This is a genomic window from Clostridium rhizosphaerae (assembly GCF_016765585.1).
Classification (GTDB): domain Bacteria; phylum Bacillota; class Clostridia; order Clostridiales; family Clostridiaceae; genus Clostridium_AT; species Clostridium_AT rhizosphaerae.
Genome location: NZ_JAESWC010000004.1, coordinates 75502 through 100514, shown reverse-complemented (window position 1 = coordinate 100514; position 25013 = coordinate 75502). Strand labels below are relative to the sequence as shown.

Sequence of the window (25013 nt, the reverse complement as noted above, 5' to 3'; positions counted from 1 at the left end):
GAAAAATATGATAACTTATAAAGATTCTGGAGTAGACATAGAAGAAGGTTACAAGTCAGTAAACTTGATAAAAAAGCATGTTGAGAGGACTTTTAATGCTGGAGTTTTAAATAGTATTGGAAGCTTTGCTGGAATGTTTGAGCTTCCTAAGTATAATAACCCTGTACTTGTTTCGGGTACTGATGGAGTAGGGACCAAGCTTGATATAGCCTTTAGAATGAAAAAATATGATACTGTAGGAATAGATTGTGTTGCTATGTGTGTCAATGATATCTTGTGCCATGGAGCTAAGCCTTTATTCTTTTTAGATTACCTAGCCTGCGGAAAGCTTGATTCAAAAGTTGCTGAGCAGCTTGTGAAAGGAGTTTCTGAGGGATGTATAACTTCAGGCTGTTCGTTAATAGGAGGAGAAACTGCAGAAATGCCGGGCTTTTATAGAGAGGGAGAATATGATATTGCCGGTTTTTCAGTGGGTGTTGTTGAAAAAGAAAACATAATTGATGGAAGAGATATTAAAGAGGGAGATGTGCTTATCGGAATAGCAAGTTCTGGTGCGCATAGTAACGGATATTCTCTCATTAGAAAGCTTATTCCCAATTTAGAAATTGATTTCGAAGGAAAAGCAATAGGAGAAGTGCTGCTTACGCCGACAAAGATATATGTAAAACCGGTATTAAAACTTATGGAAAGCTTTAATATTAAAGGAATGGCTCATGTAACAGGAGGAGGCTTTTATGAAAATATTCCAAGAATGTTTAAAGATAAGCTTACAGCCGTGGTAGATAAAAAAAGTTATCAAGTGCCTTCTATATTTAATTATTTATTGAGTTTAGGTATAAATGAGGAACAGATGTTTAATACATTTAATATGGGAATTGGTTTTGTTCTTTGCGTAGATAGAAAAGATTCGGAAGGAATTATTAAGGCTCTTGAAGCTATGGGAGAAAAAGCCTTTGCCATTGGGTATGTTGAAGCTGGAGGTGCAGGGCTTTGCTTAAAATAGCAGTGCTTATATCGGGTAATGGAAGTAATCTTCAAGCTATTTTAGATAGTATAGACAGCGGAATTTTAAAGTGCAGTGTAGAAATGGTAATCAGCGATAGAAAAGAAGCTTATGGGCTTGAAAGGGCAAAGCAAAGAAATATTAAGACCTATATTGTAAACAGAAGTGAAAAGAATATTTCGCGGGAAATACTTGAGCTTACCTTAGGCAAGGTTCAGCTAATTGTGCTTGCAGGATTTTTATCAATTCTTAAGGGTGAGATTATAGAAAAGTTTAGAAACAGAATAATAAATATTCATCCCTCACTCATCCCAGCCTTCTGTGGAAAAGGAATGTACGGAGTAAAGGTCCACGAGGCTGCTGTAAGCTATGGAGTAAAGTATTCAGGCTGTACAGTACATTTTGTTGATGAAGGCACGGATTCAGGTGCTATAATATGCCAAAAGACAGTGCCTGTATATAATGAGGATACAGCAGAAACTTTGCAAAAAAGAGTGCTTGTAGAGGAGCATAAGCTTCTGCCAAAGGCAATAAATTATTTTGCAGAAGATAAAATTAGATCGGAAGGAAGAAAAGTGTTTGTTATAGAGGAATAAAGTTAAAAGTAGGGGGATTCTCTCATGATAAAAAGAGCACTTATAAGTGTATATAATAAAGAAAATATATTAAAACTTGCTAAATTTTTAATTGATATTGATGTGGAGATAATTTCAACTGGAGGAACCTATATTTATTTAAAAGATAACGGAATAAAGGTAACTGAGATTTCAGAGGTTACAGGCTTTGAGGAAATGCTTGATGGAAGGGTTAAGACTCTGCATCCTGTAATTCATTCTGGTATTTTAGCTATTAGAGACAACAAAGAACATATGGAAGTGTTGCATAAGAAAAATATAATGCCGATAGACCTAGTAGTAGTTAACTTATACCCATTCTTTGAAAAGGTTCAAGAAGATATTTCATTTGAAGAAAAAGTTGAGTTTATAGATATTGGCGGCCCAACAATGCTTCGAGCAGCAGCTAAAAATTTTAAAGATGTATTAGTTCTTAGTGATACAAAGGATTATGACGGTATAATAGAGCAGTTAAAGGAAAAAGGCAGCGTTAGCTTAGAAGCAAGAAGAAAACTGGCTGGAAAGGTGTTTAACCTTATATCTGCCTATGATGCTGCAGTGAGTAACTTTTTGTTCGGTGATAATGAATATCCGGACTATTTAAGTTTATCATATAAAAAGTCAATGGATTTAAGATATGGAGAAAACCCTCATCAAAGCGCTGCGTATTATGAAGCAAATGTAGAAAAGGGTGCCATGAAAATGTTTATACAGTTAAATGGCAAAGAGCTATCTTATAATAATATAAAAGACATGGATATAGCTTGGAAGGTAGTTAACGAGTTTGAAGAAACAGTATGCTGTGCAGTAAAGCATAATACTCCTTGTGGTGCAGCAATAGGAATTGATGTATGCGATGCTTATATAAAAACCTATGAATGTGATCCTGTTTCAATATTTGGAGGAATTGTTGCTTTCAATAAAAAAGTTGATAAGGCTGCAGCAGAAGAAATGGCAAAAATATTTTTAGAAGTAGTTATAGCACCTGATTATGATGAAGAGGCGCTTGAAATTTTAAAAACAAAGAAGAATTTAAGAGTTATTAAGTGCAGTGTTAAACCTAATAAATCTTTAGAACTTGTTTCTGTAGATGGCGGAATTCTTGTGCAGCAAAGCGACAATAAGTTTATTGATGAATTAACTGTAGTAACTGAAAGTAAACCTTCTGAGGAGGAGCTTAAAGATTTGATCTTTGCTATGAAAGTTGTAAAATATGTAAAGTCTAATGCGATTGTGGCAGCCCAAAACGGTGTAGCTAAAGGTATTGGCGGCGGTCAAGTGAATAGAATATGGGCGGCTTCAGAAGCTTTAGACAGAGCTAAAGATGGTATAGTTATTGCATCAGATGCGTTCTTCCCTTTTAGTGATGTAGCTTTAGAGGCAGCAAAATATAATATAAAAGCTATAATCCAACCTGGTGGATCTATTAGAGATAAAGATTCCATAGAAGTATGTAATGAACATGGAATATCTATGATATTTACTGGAGTAAGACATTTTAAACACTAAGTTATGGTGGTGATTATATGAAGATATTAATTATTGGCGGTGGAGGCAGAGAACATGCAATTGCATGGAAGCTTTCTCAAAGTGCAAAGGTTCATGAAATATACTGTGCTCCAGGGAATGCTGGCACTGCTTTAGAAAATAAATGCAAGAATATAGATATCACAAATTATGATGAACTAATAAACTTTGCAGTCGAAGAAAAAATAGATATCACTATAGTAGGTCCTGAGGTGCCTTTAATTGATGGTATTGTTGATAGGTTTAAAGAAAGAGGTTTAAAGATCTTTGGACCCTCCAAGGCTGCTGCAAAGCTTGAAGGAAGCAAGGCTTTTTCTAAGGAATTTATGAAAAAGTATGGTGTTAGAACTGCCGAATATGAAGTTTTTTATAATCCAAAGGAAGCAGCAGAATACTTGTTTAGAGCCTCCTATCCTATTGTTATAAAAGCAGATGGTGCTGCTGCCGGAAAAGGTGTAGTTATAGCAAACAATTTCGAAGAAGCTAAAAAATGCATAGAGAGTTTTATGATTGAAGATGTATTTAAAGGTTCGGGAAAGAAAATAATCATAGAGGAATTCTTAGATGGGGTAGAAGCTTCTATACTGGCCGTAACTGATGGAAATGTAATTGTACCATTTTTATCCTCTAAGGATCACAAAAGAATTTATGATAAGGATAAAGGCCCTAATACTGGCGGCATGGGAGCTATATGCCCAAATCCTTATTGTACTGAAGAAGTATTGAAAGAGTTTAAAGAGAATATATTAAAGCCTACCTTAAGAGGATTTAAGGAAGAGAAAATGGACTATATAGGAATTGTATTCTTTGGAGTAATGATATGCAAAAAAGGAGTATATCTTTTAGAATACAATGTTCGAATGGGGGATCCTGAAACTCAAGCAGTTCTTCCACTTATGGAAACAGATTTTACTCATGTAATTTTAGAAGCTTTAAATAAAAATTTATCCGAATTAAAGATAAAGTGGAAGAATAAATATTCCTGCTGCGTTGTTGCGGCTTCAAAAGGTTATCCTGAAGAATATAAAACAGGTTTTAATATAGGCAATATTAATAAAATAAGAGGTAAAGTATTTACGGCAGGGGCTGTATTTAAGGATGGTGAAATCAAAACCTCGGGCGGAAGAGTGCTTAGTGTTGTTTCGCTTGAAGATAATCCATCTAGAGCTAGAGAAGTAGCTTATGGGGATTTGGAAAAAATAGAGTTTGAAAATATATACTATAGAAAAGATATAGGAAATTAATAAAAATATTAAACAAAGCTGCAGCCTAATTATAGACTGCAGCTTTACTTTTTATGAAAAATAAGAAAATTTGCATATTGAGTATTAAAAATAAATATGATATAATAAGTTTATGGAAAATAATAAAAATGATATATCATTTATCGGAGGGTATTTATGGAAGATGACAAGAAGGCGTTATATAACCAAATAGTAGATCATCTAATGAATATGATAGAGAAAAAGGAAATACTTCCGGGAGATAGACTTCCTACTGAACATGAACTTATGGTTAAATTCAATGTAAGCAGAATTACTGCAAAAAGAGCCTTAGAGGAGCTTAAAAACAGAGGCTTGATATACAGAAAGCAAGGACAGGGAAGTTTTTTAAGCAATACGATAGGCTTAGAGAATATGAATAGGCCTAAAATTATTTCTATGATAATTCCATATGAAAATTCAACCGGAAGATTTATAGATTACATAAGGGGTGCTGGGGACTATTTATATTCAAAAGGTTATCTTTTATCTATAAATTGTACAGATGGCGATGAGAACAAGGAAAGAGAATTTCTGTTGAATATGAGTAAAGTAGGAGCAAGCGGAATAATATATTATCCAACTAACAGAATGCATAGCTTTGATATATTAAGTATGTTTTACATGAATCAATATCCTATTGTGCTTATAGACAAATACTTTGATTCTCTGCCTTTAAGCTTTTCAATATCTGATAATTTTGATGGTGGTTATAAAGCGTCAAAACATTTAATTGAACTGGGACACGAGCATATTGCCTTTATTTCCAGTGTAAATATAGAAAGAGTGCCTTCGGTAAGAGATAGATTTTTAGGCTATTGCAATGCGTTAAAGGATAGCGGAATAGAAATCAAAAGTGATTTTATAGTTTCGCAGCTTGAAGATACGTGTGGCAAAGAAGGTATGGATCAAGTTCTTAAAAAGCTATTAGAAATTGGTGTTACTGCTGTAATTTCTGAAAACGATTATGTTGCTATTGATATAATAAAGGTCTTAAAATCAATTAATATAAATGTGCCGAATGATATATCATTAATAGGGTTTGATAATATATCAATTTTGGAACAGGTAGATATATCTTTAACTACTATAGAGCAGGATTTTTATGAAATAGGCAAAAAAGCTGCAAAAATAGTTATAGATAATCTAGAAGGCAAAGTAATAAGTCAGGTAAAGGAGATAACTCCAATAAGATTAATTGAAAGAAACTCAACTATAAGTCTTAAATAAATTAATATAATTTAAAAGGAGTGTTAATATGTTTTATGCACTAGAAAGAGTCCAAAAAATATGCCATGAATTAAAAAACTATGTGTATACTGACAGCATTGAAATTGAAAACTACAAAATGCTTGAAGGCAATTTTCTTGGCATGGAAGGAATAAATAATGCTGAAGGTGAGTGGAAGGAATTTCACAAAGGAGAAAACTGGGGAGGAAGAGAATATCACTGCTGGTTTAAAACAAGTGTTACTATACCTAAGAATTTTGATGGAAAAGTAACGGCGCTTAATTTAAAAACCTTTGATGAAGGCTGGGATGCAATCAATCCTCAGTTTATACTTTACATCAATGGCGAGCATATCCAAGGTATTGATATGAATCATAGAGAAGTTATTATTTCAGACTGTGCTGAGGCAGGTAAGGTTTATGAAATAGACATTCATGCTTACGGCGGTTTGATTGACAAAAAAGCTAAATTATTTATAAATTTAGTAACTATAGACAAACCTTTAAGAGAGTTATTTTATAATCTTCAAGTTCCTGTTTGGGTATGTGAAAAACTTAATAAGGAAGATAAGCGAAGAATTGATATGCTTACTGTTTTAAATGAAGCAGTAAATCTTTTGGATTTAAGAAAACCATTTTCAAAAGAATTTCATGAAAGTGTTGAAAAAGCTAATGATTATTTAAGAGTTGAGTTTTATGAAAAATTGTGTGGACATGAAGACACTATAGCAACTTGTGTGGGACATACACATATTGACGTTGCTTGGCATTGGACAGTAGCACAAACTAGAGAAAAGGTAGCAAGAAGCTTTTCAACTGTTTTAAAGCTTATGGAAGAATATCCTGAGTATGTGTTTATGTCAAGTCAGCCTCAGCTTTATAAATTTTTAAAGGAAGACCATCCTCATGTATATGAAAAGATTAAAGAAAAGGTTAATGAAGGAACTTGGGAAACAGAAGGAGCTATGTGGTTAGAAGCAGATTGTAATGTAACCTCCGGAGAATCCTTAGTGCGTCAAATTCTTTTTGGAAAGAGATTCTTTAAGCAGGAGTTTGGAGTGGAAAGCGAAATACTATGGCTTCCAGATGTATTTGGATACAGCGCTGCACTTCCTCAAATATTAAAGAAATCAGATGTAAATTATTTCATGACTACTAAAATTGCATGGAATCAATTTAATAAACTGCCATATGATACTTTTATGTGGGAAGGTATAGATGGAACAGAAGTATTGACTCACTTTATAACTACTAAAGATCCATACCAAGATCCAAATTCACACTTTACTACTTACAATGGTCAAATACATCCAGGTGCTATTATTGGAGCTTGGGATAGATACCAACAGAAGGATATAAACAATGATGTGCTTGTTTCCTTTGGCTTTGGAGACGGCGGCGGCGGAGCTACCTACGAAATGCTTGAGGTAGGAAGAAGATTAAATAAAGGCATACCAGGATGTCCAAAGGTTAAAATGGGTACATCCAAGGAATACTTCAAGAAGCTTGAGACTAAGGTAAGAAAAAATAAGAGACTTCCTAAATGGGTTGGAGAATTATATCTTGAATACCATAGAGGAACATATACTTCTATGGCAAGAAATAAGAGAGATAACAGAATAAGTGAGAATTTATATGCATCAGCTGAAAAGATGAGTTCACTTGCTATGCTTCTTGGTAAGAATTATCCTCAGGATAAACTTAATAAAGGCTGGGAAAATATATTATTGAATCAATTCCATGATATACTTCCGGGTTCCTCTATAAAGGAAGTTTATGATGTTACGAAGGAAGAATACAAAGAAATCATAGGAAACGGCAATGAAGTACTTAACGATGCGCTAAACACTATAGTTTCAAATATTAATTTAGATAAAAAGTCCTTAATTGTATTTAATACATTGGCTTTTGAAAGAAATGATATAGCTAGCTTTACAGTGCCTGAGGGAATAATAAATCCAGCTTTAGTAGATGAAAATGGCAAAGACGTAGTATGCCAAAGAATAGAGAACAACAAAGCTATATTCTTTGCAGAAAAAGTTCCTGCACTAGGCTATAAGACTTATTCATTAATTGAAGGTACAGTTAAAAATGAATCAAATATAAAGCTTAGCAAAACTGACGCTGAAAATAGATTCTTTAAAATTGCATTTGATGAAAAAGCACAGATTAAATCTTTATTTGATAAAGAAAATATGAGAGAAGTGTTAAAAGAATGTCAAGTGGGAAATGCACTGCAAGCCTTTGAAGACAAGCCTATGAACTTTGATAACTGGGATATAGATATTTATTACCAAGAAAAGATGTGGGCAGTAGATGATATCCAAAGTTTGGAAGTAATAGAAGCAGGACCTGTAAGAGCGACACTTAAGATTGAAAGAAAATTCTCAGATTCTTTAATAGTACAAAAGATATATATTTATAATGATATTCCAAGAATAGACTTCAATAATTATGTAGATTGGAAAGAGCATCAGGTGCTTTTAAAGGCAGCTTTCCCTATAGATATTAATACTAATAAAGCTACCTATGAAATCCAGTATGGCAATGTAGAAAGACCAACTCATAATAATACATCTTGGGATGTAGCTAGATTTGAAGTGGTTGGACAAAAGTGGGCTGATCTTTCAGAAGGAGATTTTGGAGTAAGTTTATTAAATGACAGTAAATATGGACATGATATAAAAGATGGTCTTATGAGACTTACTCTTATTAAGAGTGGAATAGAGCCTAATTTAACTACTGACCAGGAAGAGCACTTCTTCACATATTCATTATATCCTCATAGTGGAGATTGGAAAGAAGCTAAAACAGTTCAAAATGCCTACAACATTAATGTGCCTTTATATGCTAAAGCTTCAGATGAACATTTAGGTAAAATGCCAAAAGCTCTATCTTTAGCTAAGGCTGATAAGGATAATGTAATAATTGAGGTTGTTAAGAAAGCAGAAGATACTGACGACTTAATTCTAAGATTATATGAATGCCATAATAAGAGAAGCAAAGTTAACGTGACTATGTTTAATGAGCTTATAAACGTGGTAGAATGCAATCTTATGGAAAGAGATTTAGAAGCGGTAGATTTTAAAGGACAAAACTTCAGCTTTGAGATTAAGCCATTTGAGATTAAAACTTTTAAATTGAAAATAAAGTAAAAAAACAAAAGCAGCAGTTTTTCATTGCTGCTTTTGTTTTATAATAAGTTTTGATATTGATATAATTAATAACATGATAAATTAAAATTAAATGAAATAGCAGGATTTAATAATATAATTACACTAAATAGGAGATAAACAAAATGAGTAAGATAATCTTAGTAACTGGAGGAAGCCGCAGTGGTAAAAGCAGTTTTGGTGAGGAGATGCTGAAGGATAAAGATAAAGTTTTATATATTGCTACCTCAATAATTACTGATGATGAGATGAGAGAAAGAATACCATAGAGGATTTAAGTGCTATAAGAAGCTCAGGGCTTGAGGAAGCTATATTAAATTAATGTGCCTGATTCAATAATAGAAAAATCAGATTTAGTAACTGAGATGAAGGAGATAAAGCACTATATGCATGAAGTTGTTTATTCAAGAGAAGGAATAGAGTATTAGCAGGCGATATAATACAAAGGCACTGGCAAAAGCATCTCCAATAGATACTTTTACCAGTGCTTTTTCAATACATATTATAGTGGTAAAACATTGAATTCATCAGTTAACAATATATTTGCTGAATTATTGCCAACCATGACTTCAAATTTACCATCCTCAACAACCCATTTAAAGTTTTTATTTAATACTCGTAATTGCTCGTTTCCTAATGTTAATATTACAGTTTTTGTTTCACCTTTATCCAACTGAATTCGCTTAAATCCTGCTAATTCCTTATAAGGACGCAAAACGCTGCTGTATTCATCATGAATATAAAGTTGTGCAACTTCTTCGCCGCTGCAGTTACCAGCATTAGTTACGTCAAACATGACATCGACAGTTTCATTTACTTTGATTTCTGACTTTGATAATCTTATATTTGAGTACGCAAAATTTGTATAACTTAGTCCATATCCAAAAGGATATAAAGGTAACCAATCCATTTCCACATATTTGATTGCACTAAATGGGCATCTATTATAGTGAACTGGGAGCTGTCCTACTGATTTAGGAAAGCACATTGGTAGTCGGCCTGCTGGATTAACATCACCAAATATAACCTTTGAAATTGCCATACCGCCTTGTTCACCTACATGCCAGGCTTCTATAATAGCTGGAATATTATCACTTTCCCATGTAATTGATAGCGGTCTGCCATTTTGTAAAACCAGTACAACAGGTGTGCCTGTTGCATGTATAGCCTTAACTAAATCCAGTTGTTTACCCGGAAGGTTTAGGTCAGCTCTATCAAAATTTTCTCCGCAGGTTTCCTCGCTGTCACCTACAGCTACAATGGCTATATCTGCATTTTTTGCTATACGGATTGCCTCATCCATATTTACTCTTCCATTATTATATCCGAAAATTACTCTAGCACCTCTTTGGTCATTCTTATATTCAATTTTAATTTTATACTCTTTACCTTGAATAAAATCAAAATCTACCATTTGATTAGCATTAAGTTCTTCCCAGCCATCTATAATTAATTTATTATCGATCCATAATCTCATACTGTCCATGGTACTAAGTCCAATGCAGCCCTTAAAGCTATGGTCAGTTAATAAAGTTCCGCTCCAACGTACTGCAAATCTATCTGCATTTACACCTGGTGCCGGTTTTGAATAGATAAAGTTAAAGTTTATCATACTATCCACTCTTGTACACACTGGTTCACCTGAGAAATCCAAATCGTTAAAATACTCACCAGTCAAACCATTTTTGCCGTTTATATCACGCAGCCAATTCTGTGGAATAGGTTTTATATCTGCATCCAATATACTACAGCCAGAGTTATATGTTACATTAGTATCTTTTGAAACTATTGCTTTAATTCCATCTAATAATGTGACCGCACGATCTACACTGGTGGCTGAACTATAGCCGCCAAATCTGCAAACTGCTGCGCTTGGACCAATAACGGCAATATTCTTAATGGATTTTTTAAGTGGTAATAGGTTGTTTTGATTTTTGAGAAGACATATTGATTTTTCTGCAACCGCTAATGCTATATCCTTATGTTCCTGACAGTTTACAACTCTTTCACTTAATGACTCATCTGTAAGTGGATTTTCAAACAAGCCCAGCATAAATTTAACTCTTAAAACTCTACTGCAGGAAATATTAATAATTTCTTCCGTAATTTCTCCGGAGTTAACTAAATCAATAAGGGTATTTTGATATTTTTCATGAGGATAATCATACAACTGCATATCCACACCAGCTTCTATACCCATCTTTATAGCTTCTCTGTCGCTTTTAGCTGCATAATGACAAGTGTGCAGCATACGAATAGCCGTCATATCGGAACGGACAAAACCTTTCATTTTAAATTCATCACGTAGTACATCTGTAAGTAATTCTTTATCTTGAGCAACAGCCACACCATCAATGGTATTGTAAGAGCACATCGTATTTAAAGCTCCAGCCTTAAATGCTGCTTCAAATACTGGCAAGCAATAATTTGCGTGATCACGTCGTCCCAACATTGCAGGTCCACAATTCAGCCCTCCGCTTGGCGCACCGTACCCTGTAAAATGCTTAGGCTCTGATACGATGGTATTATTTTGAGTTAAATCGTTACCTTGTAATCCTTTTACCATTTTATATGCAAATTTTGCACCTAAATAAGTATCTTCACCGTAACCTTCTTCAACTCGTCCCCATCGCGGATCCCTAGCTAAATCAAGTACAGGTGACCACCCTTCATGTATGCCTAAGCTTCGTGCCTCAGAAGCAATAGCCCTGCCTTGTTTATAAGCAAGGTCTGGTTCAAATGTACCGGCTAAAGCAATTTGCTGTGGAAATATCGTAGCTTCCGGCCAAACTAATCCGTGCAGAGTTTCTTCACTAAATAATATAGGAATTCCTAAGCGTGTATTCATAATATGGTATTTTTGTATTTGATTATTGAGTTTAGCTGAAGAATATCTCACTTGCAGGCAGCCAGCACCTAATTCACCAAATAATTCTGTATACTTTTCGACCTCAAATTTAGTTAGTACTTTAGAATCACCTAAAAATTCTGTTCCTGAATAAATATCAAGCTGACGAACTTTTTCTTCTAATGTCATTCTGTTTACTAAATCCAAAACGCGTTCTTCAATATTAATGTTTTTATCCATATAAGGATAATCTTTTAAATCTTCTCTTAACATCATTTCACCTTTTTTTGATTTTACTTTGAAACTATCTAGTTATTTCTACTATAAATTTATTTCTCTCTCCTGGGTATATGCTTTCGGAGTATTCAATAATTGAACCGTCATCTAAATAACCAAAAGAAGATATAAAATGTATAGGCGAACCTTCATTAATTTTTAATAGTTTGCTGCTTTCCTTATTAGAAAGCCGCGCCTCTATTTCTCTCAATGCTTTTTTGATATAAATATTATTCTCTTCAAAAACTTCGTAGAGAGAACGTTCTTCAAAATCATACATTATAAGGTTAGGAAATTTTTTATAAGGTATGTAAACTGTAGTTAAAAGAATAGGCTTTTTATCTTCTTTATTCTCTATATAAGCATACCTAAGCCTTTTAAGCTTAATAAATTTATCTCCTTCTGCAACACCAAGCTTATCTACCAAAAAATCAGGACAAATTTTTATTGATATTTCTAATACCTTGGTTTCTGGAATCAACCCTTTTTTGTGCATCTCTCTATTATAACTTTCTATAAAACGGGTACTTTCCTGAAGAATTTTGGGCTTAGTAACAAAAGTTCCTTTGCCCTTTAATCTTTTTAAGTAGCCTTCTGAAACCAAGGTGTTTAATCCCTGTCTTACAGTAGGACGACTCATATTAAACATATTACTGAGTTCCATTTCCGTAGGGATTAAATCTCCTTCTTTTAGCTTATTGTTTTTTATAAGATCTAATATATAGTTTTGTACCTTATAATATAAAGGCATATTTGACTTGGATTCCATATCTTTAACCACTAAAATCTTCCTTCCTCTATATAGGTAAAACCTTATTTAATCTTACACTAAAATTTATTCTAGGTAAATGTTTATAAACTAGTCATAAAGGTTACAACACCACAACTTTTATTTTTCATTGTTTTAAAGCTTTGCTCTGCATCCTTTGTCTTAATAAGGTCTAATGTATAGCAGAATTCTGTGATACCTGATAAATCTATTTTAAAGTTTGTCTCCCATGTATTATGCATAATCCATGAGTACACATCTCTTTTGTTATATTCTTCCTTATTATCACAAAGTAATATTGGATGATGTTTCAATTCCCCCATATAGATAAGAGGGGCATCTTTTGTTTGAATTAATATGGTATTTTCTTTAGACTCATAAATCAAACCATTATCTACAAGATAGTATTCCATACAAGTACCTGGTATTTGATCAATACCTGGTCTCATAATGGCATCACTTTTATCTACATATAATGTTGCATCAAGATTGTTTAATGTTAGCGACAGATAAATGCTTTCAATATCTGTAGATAAAGTCTTAGCAATTTTATACTTAAATTCTAACTTTGGAAGAGTGTTATAAAGTTTGATAACCACTGAGCTAAAGTAGGTACCTTCTAACTCATAAATAAGCTCTATTGTTGTAAATATTTCACCATTATCAATGATTTTTACTTCTGCTAATTCACCAATATATTTTTTTGCATGAAGGCCTCTTATATTTCTTCCTAAAATGCTTCTTTCTGAATAAACGTTTGTTCTAATTTTAGTATTTTCATATATTGGAGTAAAGAATCTAGCATCTCCTTCTTTTAGCATTTCTATATTATCTATCTTATTGTAGAAAGAAGTTACGCCTTTACCTATTTCATAAGCTATTTTGAAATATTCGTTTTCTATTTGGTAAGGTAGCTTATAGCTTTTTGTATCGTAGCTATTCACTATGTCTTTTACTCTTTCTGCTCCAACATAAGCGACTCTTGAATTAGCTACTTCAATTTTTGCATCTGCCTCTTCATACCTGTATATTTTTTCTTCCTTAGCTTCAAAAGTATCTACGAAGCTGATAAGAACACCCCTTGGATGTGAAGACATTTGAGTCTTCATTTCTTGTCCTGTTGTTTCACAAATTACTTTTACTCCTGGGTATCTCCATACTTCTATATAGAATTCTACTACTTGCTTACTTTTTTCATCTGATAGGCTGATTGCTTTTACTTTACCGTTTAGATCGTAATATCTAAGTTTATCTCCTCTGCTATGTGTAATACGGTTTAAGTTTTTAGCGGAGGCTTCATGTGCTTTTGAAGCATAGCTTGTTTTTCTAATATCTAAGTTTTGCACCATGGTATCATAAGGATTTGTAATAGTGGCTGAATGTCCCCAAGTATGTTCTGCATATAGCAGCAAGTTATCTTCAGCTTGTCGTATTAATTCCTTTTTGCTTACATGGCCTTCATTATCTAATCTTTCACATAAGTGATACATCCTTTGAGCTTCTTTGTAGTGTTTAACAGCATAAGGTGTACTTGCTACACCATTTGCCCACCAGTCATTGAGGTCGCCTTTGTAAACAGGTGCATCCTTTACTTGATTTTTAATTTTTTCATAAAATTCTTGAATAGTTACCATTTCTAAAAGTATTTCATCACCATAAGCTTCATTAAATTCTGTAATGGTTCTTATAATATCTGTATTTGGAGGCGCATTGTCACTAAATACTCCTGATACACAAGCAGGAATAAAGCTGTAATCATAGCCATTTTCTTCACAGGATGTTAAGTACTTAACTATATTTTCTTTAAGTGTTTCAAGATGAGTTTTTGGTTTAGCATTTTTTCCAAGATAATTTTCTGTCATAAAATTAATATTTTTATTATAAATTAAACCCAAAGCATTACCTAAGTTATAATGTTCTCCGTTAAATACTAAAAGTCGTTTCCCTTCTTTATTTTCCCAATAGTAAGGTTTTTGGTTTTGGTAAAGAGGATACATTCCGTGATGTGTATGAATGTTTGTAAATAGGAATTCTATTCCATTATCTAAAAGCACATCAAGAGTTCCTAAAGATACACCATTAACGTCTGCATTCATAGCAACTTTAACATCTATTCCTTGTACTTTAAAGTGATCAACCATTTCTTTTGTTCTTTTATTAAGTACCTTTTTATCTACTAAATCCGTAAAGTTAAGGTAAGTTGCTGATAGTCCTATATTGTTTGATTTAATCATTGCATACAAGTCTTGCTTTTCTTCTTCTGTTGCTTCCTCTAAGAATCTTTCTACGCAGTAGTAAGTTTCACAGTTCCATTTGAAGTTTTTATCGATTGTCCCATTTTTATGACCTTCTTTTGCAGCATTTACTGCAGTCTTTATATAGTCAACGTGATTATAAATTATTCTTTCCTGTAAGTCCGTATAACCTATGTCTGTGTGTGAATGATGTAATATATACATGGTCCATTTTCTATCTAGCATAATTTAAATCCTCCATTTTTAGGTTTACATTTTAATTTAAATAAAGTATATTTGCTATACTATTAACACATTCATTCATAGCTGCTTTAACCTATTTACATACCTCACCTCCAAATAGCATAGCAACACCTTTTAAAGTAGATTCAGATGTGTCCTTTGAAACATACAAATTGATTCTTCTAGCTTTACATTCCTTTGAAATATCATCTCCAAAGAATATAAAGCTTTTGGATATCTGTCCTCCAATAACAAAGGTGTCTGGTTTGAATTCATTAAAGAAAGATATCATCACTTCTCTAAGTCTTTTTCCAAACTCTTTAAATACTTCCTTTGCTTCGTAGTTATCAGACATTGCTAAGTCATACAATTGACTCACTTCTTTTATATATTTTAAGGATTCTACATTCTTACTTATGCCTAATATTCCTCTAGCAGATATATAATCATCTACAATTCCTTCTCTATAGGCAGTATGATATATCCACCCTTCCTTTGGTACATTAATTGCTTCTTTTATAAGGCTGCCTCTTTCTAAAAAGGAAGATCCTGCACCTGTTCCAATGCAGATACAAATTGTCCTAATTGAATCTTTAGCATAACCTTTTAAGTATTCTCCCAGAGAAAATAAATCGCCATCATTAGAAAAAGCTATCTTAAAATCGTTTTCAAAGTTCTTTTTAAGTTCTATGTCCTTTTCTATAGCTGTTTTTAATTCTTCTTTAAGGTTTATGCCATATATGTGCTCATACTTATTTAAGCCTTTAATGTAACTTACACCACTTTCATAATCAAAAGGACCAGGAAAAGCTAAGCCCACGCCGCTTAATTTAATAGAATTCAAATTGTTTTTTCTAACTAATTCATTCATTATAAATTTAAAATTATTTATTATATTTTCCTTACTTTCTTTGCTTTTGGAATCAAAAACCTTTATATCATCTAAAATATCTCCTGCAGAAGATATAATAGCAGCTTTAATTTTTGTTCCACCTACATCCATCCCAATGTAATATTTCAGATATACCGCCTCCTTGTATTTACATTTTAAATTTAAGTAAATTATAATCCGATTTTCTACTAATGTAAATACAGATTTGTTATAAAACTTGAAAAATGTAATTACATATTGTAGAATTTAAAATGAAATGTAATTACAATTGGGGGGAGAAATTTGACTGATAAATATAATAACTATGATAAATATCCAGAAGTATCTATAAAAGGCTATGACAAATGCGCATGGCAGGGTTATGAAGATATACTAAAAGAGCTAAAACAATCATTTTCTACTTTAAAAAAAGAAAAAGTAATATTAGTATTAGATTTTTATCCAGGAGTTAGAGAAGAAGAAATTTTGCAAGCTTTTACTAAACTTAATCCTTCTTTAGTGATCAAATCAGAAGATTATACCTATAATGAAGATACAATAAACTCCATGATAAAAGACTATTTAACAGAGGACAGAGTCTTTGGAGTACTTACTACTAAAAAACTTCAAGATCTTTTTATACAAGAAAAAATAGAAGAGGCCCAAAGTACTATAGATAACTTAAATGAAGGAATTGTTTTAGTTTACGGAGTGGGAGCTTCTCTAATAACCAAAGGAGATATACTTTTATACTTTGATCTAGCTAGATGGGAGATTCAGCTTAGATTTAGAGCTGGTATGGAAAATTGGAAAGCTAATAATTGTAAAGATCCAATCCTATCAAAATATAAGAGAGGATATTTTGTAGAGTGGAGATTAGCTGATAAGCATAAAAAGAACATCTTTTCTCAAATAAATTATTTAATAGATACAAATCAAAAGGACAATCCCAAGATGATAACAGGAGATGCTATAAGAGCAGGTCTTAAACAAGTAGCAGAAAAGCCCTTTAGGGTTGTTCCTTACTTTGATCCAGGTGTATGGGGCGGTCAATGGATGAAAGAGGTTTGCGGTTTAGATAAAGACTCTCCAAACTTTGCTTGGAGCTTTGATGGAGTTCCAGAAGAAAACAGTCTTTATCTTAAGTTTGGAGAGGTGAAAGTAGAAGTTCCTTCAATAAACGCCGTATTTTTTGAACCAAAAAAACTTTTAGGTGAAAGAGTTCATAGCAGGTTTGGAACAGAATTTCCTATTAGATTTGACTTTTTGGACACCATGGGAGGAGGCAATCTATCTCTTCAAGTACATCCTCTTACAGAATACATTCAAGAAACCTTTGGAATGCACTATACTCAAGATGAAAGCTATTATATGCTGGACTGTGGAGAAGATGCCTGTGTATATCTTGGAGTAAAAGAAGGTATAGATAAAGACGAGATGATAAAAGATTTAAAGAGAGCAGAAAAAGGAGAAATTTCTTTTCCAGATTATAAATACATAAATAAATTTCCTGCAAAAAAACATGATCATTTTCTAATTCCCGCAGGTACAATACACTGCTCCGGTAAAAACTCTATGGTTCTAGAAATAAGCGCTACCCCATATATTTTTACTTTTAAGCTATGGGATTGGGAAAGAGTTGGCTTAGATGGCCTTCCAAGACCAATTCATTTAAAGCATGGAGAAAAAGTTATCCAGTGGGATAGAGATACAAAATGGGTAAAGGAAAATCTAATAGATCAAGTAGAAGTTTTAACAGAAGAAGATGGAATAAGAGTTGAAAAAACTGGACTCCACACAAGAGAATTCATTGAAACCATACGACACTGGTTTTCAAAGCCTGTACTTCATAAAACCAACGGAAGTGTTAATGTACTAAATCTAGTAGAAGGAGCAGAAGCTATAGTAGAAAGCCCTTCTGGAAACTTTGAACCCTTTATAGTACACTATGCAGAAACCTTTATAATTCCTGCATGTATAGAGGAATATACCATAAGGCCTTATGGAAAATCTGAAGGAAAAGAAATTGCTACAATAAAAGCTTATGTTAGATAAAAGTTTTGTAGAAGCTAAAGATACTGACAATTGAACAAGATAAAAACCAGAGCTCTAAGGTAAAATATCCTTAGAGTTATTTTTTTGCGATTATGCTTTAGAATTTTGCCACATTAGTTGAAGATATTTTGAGTTATTTAGGAAAAAAACTTAATGTATAATAAAATCAAAGAGGACGAGATGTTTTCTAAAATGAGGGATGAAAATGATTACGCTGACAAAAAGGCAAAAAGAAATTATCAAATACATGTTAGGCTTGAATGATTTCGTAAGCATAAATAAAATCTCAGAGCGCTTAGATGTAAGCGAAAGAACTGTAAGATATGATCTTGATACTATTGAGGAGTATCTAAAGCTTTTAAAGTGCAGTATGCTCAGAAAGCCAAGGTTTGGAATACTTTTAGGCTGTGATGAAGACAAAAGGGAAAAACTATTGCATTCTATTATGGATTTTAATAGCAGAGTATTTTCACCTCAAGAAAGAGAATTCTTAATCATCATTTATATACTCAGCAAAGAATCTACAATGACTATTGAAAAATTATCTGCATTATTAAACGTAAGTAAGAACACAATCATTGCAGACCTTGCTTACGTAGATAAAAAGCTTAAAGTCTATAATCTAAACTTAAATAAGAAAACTTATTAGGGACTCGAGATATGTGGAAATGAAGAGAAGATTAGAAAAGTTCTTTGCTGATAGTATTTTTAAAGATAAGGTTGATTCCAGTGATTTATACTATCTTACTAAAAGATTTTTAGGTGCAAAAATATCATACTTTATAGAAAAGGCAGATATCTCAGAAGAAGCAAAAGAAGCTAGTTTAATTGCTAAAAAGATTATCCAGGATTCAGAAGAGTATCTGGGAATAGATTTTAGTAATGATTATGAACTAATAAATTCACTAACAATTCATCTTAAGGTTGCACTTTATAGACTTAGAAATAATCTTGCTATTGAGAATATACTTACCGAGCAGATAAAATATAGAATTACTTTTATTTATGAGATAACTAAAAAAATTCTAAGCCAATATGAATCACAATTAAATTGTACTTTTCCTGAAGATGAAGTAGCATATATTGCAATGTATATAGGGGCAGCCTTTGAGAGAAATGTACAAAATGGTTTTATGCAAAGAGTGCTGGTTGTATGCGGCAGTGGTATGGCTACATCCAGTATTTTAAGTACAAGGCTTAAAATACTGATACCAGAGTTGAAAATAGTAGGGCCTATAGCTATAACTGATGTGAAAAATAAGATAAAGGACGAGGAGTTTGATTTTATAATTTCAACAGTTGCAATTGAAGTGCCTGGATACCAAATAGTAAACGTAAATCCTCTGCTTGATGTTGAGTATATAAACCAAATTAAAAACCTAAGATTTAAAAAGCAAAGTGATTATTTAGCTAAAAGATATGAAATTAAACATAAGGATAAAGTTTTGTTAAATAGCTAGATGGAGCGACATGTATGAAAGAACTTATAAAAACTCAAGTTGAAGTTAATGATTGGGAGCAGGCTATAACTGAGGCTGGAAAACTGCTCTTAAACTGCGGAAGTATAACTGAAAAGTATATAGAAAATATGATTAATTCAGTTAAGCAATTGGGACCGTATATTGTAATTGCACCTTATATTGCAATAGCTCATGCAAGACCAGATGAAAGTGTTTTTAAAGAAGATATTAGTTTAATAATTCTCAAAAATCCTGTTGAATTTGGAAATAAAGACAATGATCCTGTTAAATTAGTCTTTGCGTTTGCTGCAAAGGAAAATGGAGGTCATTTAGCTCAGCTTGCTGAAATAGCAAACGTTCTAGGAAACGAGGAGCTGATGAATAATATTATAGCTTCTTCATCAGAAGAAGCGGTATATAACATAATTAACGGAAGAGAGGTGAATTAGATGAGAAAGATAGAAGTAATGGCTGTTTGCGGTTTTGGTGTAGGCTCATCAATGATTCTTAAAATGAAAATAGATGAGCTTATAAAAGCAAATGGATTTCAGGCAAATGTTTTTACAGCAGATGTTGGAACAGCTGCAGCTACTCCGTGTGATGTTATTTTTACATCAAATGAACTGGCAGATTCCTTAAAGAATAAAGTTAAGGTACCAGTAGTTGTAATAAAGAATTTTATAAATAAAAAAGAAATTGAAGAAAAAGGACTCTCTGTATTAAAAGATATGCAGCAAATAGAGTATAAAAAATAAAACTATACAAGGGGGAGTAGCTTGCAACTTTATTCTTTACGAAAAAAAGAAGATTTGCATATTGAGTATGAATAAAATGAACATGATAGAGAGAGCAGAATTGAGCCTAATGAGGCAACTGATTAGTAAAGCTGCCAAGGTATTATTCTTAGCTAAGAATTAAGTATTAAGCCCAATTCAATAGTATTATACGGTACGACGATTATATGTCATCATTAAAATGGTGGTAGATATATAATTATTCTCTATTTCATTCATATAAAATATATTGTTTTATATTTCATAATGATGAAATTTATAGTATAATATTCATATGAAGAAAAATATGGAGGGAATTATGAATATTGGGAATAAAATTAAGGAACTACGAAATTCAAAAAATATTACTCTAAAAAAACTTAGCGAGGAAAGCAGTTTGTCAGTAGGCTTCTTATCTCAGCTTGAAAGAGGGTTAACCTCTATTGCAGTAGATTCTTTAGAAAATATTGCTGAAATATTAGGAGTAAATCTTTCTTACTTTTTTGATGTTCAAAATAAACCTGAAAGAAAAGTTTTGAAAAGCTATGATAGACAGGTACTAAGTATAGAAGAGGGCGGCTTTGTATCTTTCAGTCTGGGACAAAATCTTGAGGATAAATCATTTATACCAAGGCTTATTGAGGTTTTTCCACATAAAACTGATGAAGAAGTTGCTTTGTATAAACATTCTGGTGAGGAATTTATATATGTCTTGGAAGGAATTTTAACATTGTATATAGATAATGACATGCATGAGCTTTATCCCGGGGATAGTATTCATATGAATTCTGATATAGTTCATAACTGGTCAAATAACACTAATAAAACAGTTAAGTTTATTACAGTTAATTCTCCAAATTATTTCAAGAGGGATTTAAATGATAAGTAAGATATTGATATATGTAATTGGTGTGTTTTTTATAATCGGTGCAATTGATTATATGTTTGGAAACCCTTTAAGACTTGGATATAAATTTGAAGAAGGAATTAAGACTATGGGCACACTTGCCCTTGGAATCATAGGTATTTATTCTTTATCGCCTTTGCTTCTTAAATTGTTTTCACCAGTATCACAATTTGTGTGGAGAACTTTTAGCTTAGATCCTTCAATTATCCCTGGCAGTGTTTTTGCTGTTGATATGGGGGCATATGAATTGTGTAAAAACATTTCGTTTAATAGTGAGCTTGGAAGGTTTATGGGAATTATAGTTGGTTCTACATTAGGTGCAGCATTTAGTTTTACCATTCCAATAGCATTTAGCATTACTGAAGATGAAGATAAAGAGTTTATAGCAAAAGGAATAATGATTGGAATAATTACGATTCCTGCAGGCTGTATAGCAGCAGGAATATGGCTTGGAATAGATTTGACTTTACTTTTGTGGAATATGACTCCAATAGTTTTGATCTCATTGTTATTAGGAATTTTAATTTTAAAAGCACCAGGTATTATAATTAAAGTTTTTAGATATTTTGGAAGGCTTATAATAGGGTTAAGTGTTTTAGGATTAATATTTCAAGGAATTTATTTGATTTATGGCTTTAAGGTATTGAGTTCTATTATTTCTTTCGAAGATTCTACAGCTTTAGTTGGCAAAATTACTATAATCCTTGGAGGGGCCTATCCAATGCTTGAAGTTATAAACAGAATGTTAAGGGTTCCTTTAAATAAATTAGGAGAAAGATTTGGGCTAACTTCATCTGAAATTACGGCTATGATAGGCAATCTTGCAAGCAATCTGCTTGTATTTGGAAACTTAAAGCATATGAATGAAAAAGGAAAGGTAATGTGTACTGCTTTTGCTGTAAGCGGAGCATTTATATTTGGGGGACAACTTGCTTATATTGCAAGTGTAGAGGCAAAATTAATAGGAGCATTTTTTATTTGCAAATCGGTCTCTGGTATTTTAAGTCTATTATTATCTAATTTTATAATAGAAAAAGAAAATCAACAAATCAATATTGGGGAGGTAATGGGATATGGAGATTAAAGAAAGAATATTAAAGCTTAGGGAGCTAATGGCAAAGAACAACTTAGCTGCATACATTGTGCCAAGTGAGGACCCTCATTTTAGTGAATGGGTTGGAGAACATTTTAAATGCAGAGCATGGATAAGCGGTTTTACAGGGTCTGCTGGTACAGTAGTATTTACGCAGGATAAGGCGGGTTTGTGGACTGATGGAAGATATTATATTCAAGCTGAAAAACAACTTAATAACGCAGGAATAAAGCTTTTTAAAGCTTCAGAGCCTGATGTTCCAAGCTATATAGAGTGGCTAAAAGACGAATTAAAGGAAAAGGATACAGTAGGCTTTGATGGAAATGTTTTCTCAGTATCGCGAGTTAATAAAATGGAAAAGGAATTATCTCAAAAGGATATAAGAATAAATAGCAACTTAGACTTGATAGATAATATATGGTATGATAGACCAGAAATTCCTTCAGATGAAATATATGTTCATGATATAAAATATTGCGGCAGAAGCAGAAAAGAAAAAATTACTCAAGTTAGAGAGGAAATGAAGAAAAACGGAGTAAATTATTACATGATTTCTTCACTCGATGATATTTGCTGGCTTTTAAATATTAGAGGAAATGATATACCACACAATCCTTTTGTCACCTCTTACGGTATCGTTGGTGAAAAAGAGACCTTATTATTTATTAACAAGAACAAAGTGAGTTCTTCCGTAGAAAAGGAACTAATGGAGGATGGAGTTTTTATTAAAGATTATGATGATATTAATGGCTTCCTTGAAAAGTTGGGGGATAAAGCATCAATTATATTGGATTATGATATAGTGAATTATAATTTATTTAGCAGAATAAATAAGAATGCAAATAATGTCAATCATGTGAACTTAACTACTATGATGAAAGCAATAAAGAATGAAATGGAAATTAAAAATGTTAAGGATGCTTATATAAAAGATGGAGCCGCTTTAGTACAGCTTTTTAAATGGATTAAGGAAAACGTTAATAATAATATTACAGAAATTGATGTTGCTGAAAAAGCAGAAGAGTTTAGAAAAAATCAAGCATTATATTTAGATACAAGCTTTGACAGCATAGCATGCTATAGAGAAAATGCAGCTATGATGCATTATAATCCTTATAATCAGGAAATTCCTACATACTTAAAAGAAGAAGGATTTTTCCTGCTGGATTCAGGAGCGCAATATCTTAATGGAACCACTGATATTACAAGGACAATTGTTTTAGGTAAATTAACAGAGGAAGAAAAAAGAGATTTCACCTTAGTTTTAAAATCTGTAATAGCGCTTTCAACTGCGAAATTCCTTTATGGTGCTACAGGTTCAAATTTAGATGTACTAGCAAGAAGACCACTTTGGGAATATGGTATTGATTATAAGTGTGGAACAGGTCATGGTGTTGGTTTCCTATCAAGTGTCCATGAAATGCCTCAACGCTTTAGTCAGGTTCCAAACAACATAAAGCTGGAAAAAGGTATGATGATAACTATAGAGCCCGGTGTTTATAAAGAAGGAAGGTATGGAATAAGAACAGAAAATACAGTAATAGTAGTGGAAGATGAAAAAACTGAATTTGGTCAGTTTATGCGTTTTGAAGAATTGTGCTGCGTTCCAATTGATAAAAGAGCAATAATTATTGAAATGCTTACAAAATATGAGATGGAGTGGTTGAATAATTATCATAAGAAAGTATTTGAAACTCTTTCTCCATATTTAGATGAAGCTTGCACAGAATGGCTTTTAAAAGAAACTGAGGAAATATAATTTATAGGAGATAATGAATGAGTAAAATAGTCTTAGTAACAGGTGGAACTCGAAGCGGAAAGAGTACATTCGGAGAAGAAATGTTAAAAGAAAGAGAGGATGTACTTTATATTGCTACTGCAGTGATTACTGATGAAGAGATGAGAGAAAGAGTTGCAATACATCAAAGTAGAAGAAATAAAAGCTGGAAAACCTTTGAAGGGTACAAGAATTTAAAAGATGTTGTAAAAGAAACTGAGTGCAGCAGTATCATGCTTGAATGTGCAACTACTATGATAACAAATTTGATGTTTGATAGATATACGGATTTTGATAATCTATCTAAGGAAGAAATAAATGTTTTGGAAAAAAGTATAAGTAAACAATTTATTGATTTAATTAATGCCTGCAGGGAATTTGACAAGGAACTTGTAATAATAACAAATGAAGTAGGTTTTGGCCTCATATCTGAATATAAGCTTGGAAGAATATTCACCGATATAGCAGGAAGAATAAATCAATTCCTTGGGAGAGCCAGTGATGAGGCTTACCTGGTTGTATCAGGTCTGCCTCTAAAGCTTAAATAACTTATAAACTATTTGACATCAGAGGTAAAAAAAACTATACTGAAAAAGGTGATAAAATTTAATAACAAATTTAGGTGCTTTTTATATGTTAGTTTCATATAAAAGTGAAAAGGGAATGCGGTTAAAATCCGCAGCAGCCCCCGCTACTGTAAATGATGACGAGTCTTTATAATCCACTCTGTTTTCAGGGGAAGGAAAAGACAAGAATGATTCATAAGCCAGGAGACCTGCCTATATTTACGTTTTAATATGCTTTCGGTGGGAGGGCCTATTAGAGTAAACAATGACTATTTATAAGGCTAGGTCTTATTTGGTTGTGAGTTAATTCTAGTGGCAGTATGTGTAAAGCAT

Annotated in this window: 19 protein-coding genes, 2 pseudogenes and 1 riboswitch; of the genes and pseudogenes, 17 read left to right on the top strand and 4 right to left on the bottom strand. The window is 32.6% G+C overall.

Features of this window, described 5'->3' with window-relative positions; translation table 11 throughout:
* Positions 1 to 7 precede the first annotated feature (7 nt).
* The 8 genes and pseudogenes from purM to JK636_RS10590 all read left to right on the top strand — a co-directional run.
* Positions 8 to 1003, top strand: coding sequence for a phosphoribosylformylglycinamidine cyclo-ligase (gene purM / locus JK636_RS10625; protein ID WP_202748918.1), 996 nt, complete (start codon positions 8 to 10; stop codon positions 1001 to 1003).
* Positions 991 to 1599 (top strand): phosphoribosylglycinamide formyltransferase, encoded by a 609-nt coding sequence (gene purN / locus JK636_RS10620; protein WP_202748917.1) that lies wholly within the window; start codon positions 991 to 993, stop codon positions 1597 to 1599. The genes purM and purN overlap by 13 nt, the downstream gene beginning before the upstream one ends.
* A gap of 24 nt (positions 1600 to 1623) precedes the next feature.
* Positions 1624 to 3126, top strand: a complete 1503-nt coding sequence (gene purH, locus JK636_RS10615) for a bifunctional phosphoribosylaminoimidazolecarboxamide formyltransferase/IMP cyclohydrolase (protein WP_202748916.1) — start codon at positions 1624 to 1626, stop codon at positions 3124 to 3126.
* Positions 3127 to 3143: 17 nt separating this feature from the next.
* Positions 3144 to 4388, top strand: a complete 1245-nt coding sequence (purD, locus tag JK636_RS10610; protein WP_202748912.1) for a phosphoribosylamine--glycine ligase — start codon at positions 3144 to 3146, stop codon at positions 4386 to 4388.
* A gap of 156 nt (positions 4389 to 4544) precedes the next feature.
* The gene (locus tag JK636_RS10605; RefSeq protein WP_202748911.1) at positions 4545 to 5636 is read left to right on the top strand and encodes a GntR family transcriptional regulator; all 1092 of its coding nucleotides are present in this window, start codon (positions 4545 to 4547) and stop codon (positions 5634 to 5636) included.
* 28 nt (positions 5637 to 5664) lie between these two features.
* The gene (locus tag JK636_RS10600; RefSeq protein WP_202748910.1) at positions 5665 to 8790 is read left to right on the top strand and encodes an alpha-mannosidase; all 3126 of its coding nucleotides are present in this window, start codon (positions 5665 to 5667) and stop codon (positions 8788 to 8790) included.
* A gap of 143 nt (positions 8791 to 8933) precedes the next feature.
* Positions 8934 to 9071: pseudogene (locus tag JK636_RS10595) on the top strand (bifunctional adenosylcobinamide kinase/adenosylcobinamide-phosphate guanylyltransferase); the annotation flags it as partial.
* 57 nt (positions 9072 to 9128) lie between these two features.
* Positions 9129 to 9236 (top strand): annotated as a pseudogene (locus JK636_RS10590) (cob(I)yrinic acid a,c-diamide adenosyltransferase); the annotation flags it as partial.
* Positions 9237 to 9310: 74 nt separating this feature from the next.
* Here JK636_RS10590 and JK636_RS10585 read toward each other — a convergent pair.
* The 4 genes from JK636_RS10585 to JK636_RS10570 all read right to left on the bottom strand — a co-directional run bounded on the left by JK636_RS10585 (position 9311) and on the right by JK636_RS10570 (position 16181).
* Positions 9311 to 11929 carry a glycoside hydrolase family 3 C-terminal domain-containing protein gene (locus tag JK636_RS10585; RefSeq protein ID WP_202748902.1) on the bottom strand — a complete coding sequence of 873 codons (2619 nt, stop codon included), beginning with the start codon at positions 11927 to 11929 and terminating at the stop codon, positions 9311 to 9313.
* Positions 11930 to 11960: 31 nt separating this feature from the next.
* Complete coding sequence (locus JK636_RS10580; protein WP_202748901.1) at positions 11961 to 12713, bottom strand: UTRA domain-containing protein; 753 nt, start codon at positions 12711 to 12713, stop codon at positions 11961 to 11963.
* A 71-nt stretch (positions 12714 to 12784) separates the two neighbouring features.
* On the bottom strand, positions 12785 to 15181 hold the full coding sequence (locus JK636_RS10575) for a glycoside hydrolase family 38 N-terminal domain-containing protein (protein ID WP_202748900.1): 2397 nt from the start codon (positions 15179 to 15181) through the stop codon (positions 12785 to 12787).
* A gap of 91 nt (positions 15182 to 15272) precedes the next feature.
* Positions 15273 to 16181, bottom strand: a complete 909-nt coding sequence (locus tag JK636_RS10570) for an ROK family protein (RefSeq protein ID WP_202748899.1) — start codon at positions 16179 to 16181, stop codon at positions 15273 to 15275.
* Between the two features lie 171 nt (positions 16182 to 16352).
* On the opposite strand from JK636_RS10570, the gene JK636_RS10565 reads away from it, so the two are divergent.
* The 9 genes from JK636_RS10565 to cobU all read left to right on the top strand — a co-directional run bounded on the left by JK636_RS10565 (position 16353) and on the right by cobU (position 24662).
* A complete protein-coding gene (locus JK636_RS10565; protein ID WP_202748898.1) occupies positions 16353 to 18104 on the top strand; it encodes a class I mannose-6-phosphate isomerase in 1752 nt (583 codons plus the stop codon).
* A gap of 205 nt (positions 18105 to 18309) precedes the next feature.
* Positions 18310 to 18753, top strand: coding sequence for a DeoR family transcriptional regulator (locus JK636_RS10560; RefSeq protein WP_202748897.1), 444 nt, complete (start codon positions 18310 to 18312; stop codon positions 18751 to 18753).
* A gap of 19 nt (positions 18754 to 18772) precedes the next feature.
* Positions 18773 to 19564 carry a BglG family transcription antiterminator gene (locus tag JK636_RS10555; protein WP_202748895.1) on the top strand — a complete coding sequence of 264 codons (792 nt, stop codon included), beginning with the start codon at positions 18773 to 18775 and terminating at the stop codon, positions 19562 to 19564.
* A gap of 14 nt (positions 19565 to 19578) precedes the next feature.
* Positions 19579 to 20013 carry a PTS sugar transporter subunit IIA gene (locus JK636_RS10550; RefSeq protein ID WP_202748894.1) on the top strand — a complete coding sequence of 145 codons (435 nt, stop codon included), beginning with the start codon at positions 19579 to 19581 and terminating at the stop codon, positions 20011 to 20013.
* Positions 20014 to 20319 (top strand): PTS sugar transporter subunit IIB, encoded by a 306-nt coding sequence (locus JK636_RS10545; RefSeq protein WP_202748893.1) that lies wholly within the window; start codon positions 20014 to 20016, stop codon positions 20317 to 20319. It begins immediately after the preceding gene.
* Between the two features lie 337 nt (positions 20320 to 20656).
* Entirely contained in the window at positions 20657 to 21226 is a 570-nt protein-coding gene (locus JK636_RS10540; RefSeq protein ID WP_202748892.1) for a helix-turn-helix domain-containing protein, read from the top strand.
* The gene (eutH, locus tag JK636_RS10535; protein ID WP_202748891.1) at positions 21216 to 22328 is read left to right on the top strand and encodes an ethanolamine utilization protein EutH; all 1113 of its coding nucleotides are present in this window, start codon (positions 21216 to 21218) and stop codon (positions 22326 to 22328) included. The genes JK636_RS10540 and eutH overlap by 11 nt, the downstream gene beginning before the upstream one ends.
* Positions 22318 to 24096, top strand: coding sequence for an aminopeptidase P family protein (locus tag JK636_RS10530; protein ID WP_202748890.1), 1779 nt, complete (start codon positions 22318 to 22320; stop codon positions 24094 to 24096). Before eutH ends, JK636_RS10530 begins: the two co-directional genes overlap by 11 nt.
* 17 nt (positions 24097 to 24113) lie before the next feature.
* Positions 24114 to 24662, top strand: coding sequence for a bifunctional adenosylcobinamide kinase/adenosylcobinamide-phosphate guanylyltransferase (gene cobU, locus JK636_RS10525; protein ID WP_202748889.1), 549 nt, complete (start codon positions 24114 to 24116; stop codon positions 24660 to 24662).
* 55 nt (positions 24663 to 24717) lie between these two features.
* Positions 24718 to 24911, top strand: a riboswitch (cobalamin riboswitch).
* Positions 24912 to 25013: the final 102 nt, after the last annotated feature.

Bases quoted from the DNA above. Each gene is read 5' to 3' on its own strand.
- purM (WP_202748918.1), top strand. From the start codon at position 8: ATGATAACTTATAAAGATTCTGGAGTAGACATAGAAGAAGGTTACAAG.
- purH (WP_202748916.1), top strand. From the start codon at position 1,624: ATGATAAAAAGAGCACTTATAAGTGTATATAATAAAGAAAATATATTA.
- purD (WP_202748912.1), top strand. From the start codon at position 3,144: ATGAAGATATTAATTATTGGCGGTGGAGGCAGAGAACATGCAATTGCA.
- JK636_RS10605 (WP_202748911.1), top strand. From the start codon at position 4,545: ATGGAAGATGACAAGAAGGCGTTATATAACCAAATAGTAGATCATCTA.
- JK636_RS10600 (WP_202748910.1), top strand. From the start codon at position 5,665: ATGTTTTATGCACTAGAAAGAGTCCAAAAAATATGCCATGAATTAAAA.
- JK636_RS10585 (WP_202748902.1), bottom strand. From the start codon at position 11,929: ATGTTAAGAGAAGATTTAAAAGATTATCCTTATATGGATAAAAACATT.
- JK636_RS10575 (WP_202748900.1), bottom strand. From the start codon at position 15,181: ATGCTAGATAGAAAATGGACCATGTATATATTACATCATTCACACACA.
- JK636_RS10570 (WP_202748899.1), bottom strand. From the start codon at position 16,181: ATGGATGTAGGTGGAACAAAAATTAAAGCTGCTATTATATCTTCTGCA.
- JK636_RS10560 (WP_202748897.1), top strand. From the start codon at position 18,310: ATGATTACGCTGACAAAAAGGCAAAAAGAAATTATCAAATACATGTTA.
- JK636_RS10555 (WP_202748895.1), top strand. From the start codon at position 18,773: ATGAAGAGAAGATTAGAAAAGTTCTTTGCTGATAGTATTTTTAAAGAT.
- JK636_RS10550 (WP_202748894.1), top strand. From the start codon at position 19,579: ATGAAAGAACTTATAAAAACTCAAGTTGAAGTTAATGATTGGGAGCAG.
- JK636_RS10545 (WP_202748893.1), top strand. From the start codon at position 20,014: ATGAGAAAGATAGAAGTAATGGCTGTTTGCGGTTTTGGTGTAGGCTCA.
- JK636_RS10540 (WP_202748892.1), top strand. From the start codon at position 20,657: ATGAATATTGGGAATAAAATTAAGGAACTACGAAATTCAAAAAATATT.
- eutH (WP_202748891.1), top strand. From the start codon at position 21,216: ATGATAAGTAAGATATTGATATATGTAATTGGTGTGTTTTTTATAATC.
- JK636_RS10530 (WP_202748890.1), top strand. From the start codon at position 22,318: ATGGAGATTAAAGAAAGAATATTAAAGCTTAGGGAGCTAATGGCAAAG.
- cobU (WP_202748889.1), top strand. From the start codon at position 24,114: ATGAGTAAAATAGTCTTAGTAACAGGTGGAACTCGAAGCGGAAAGAGT.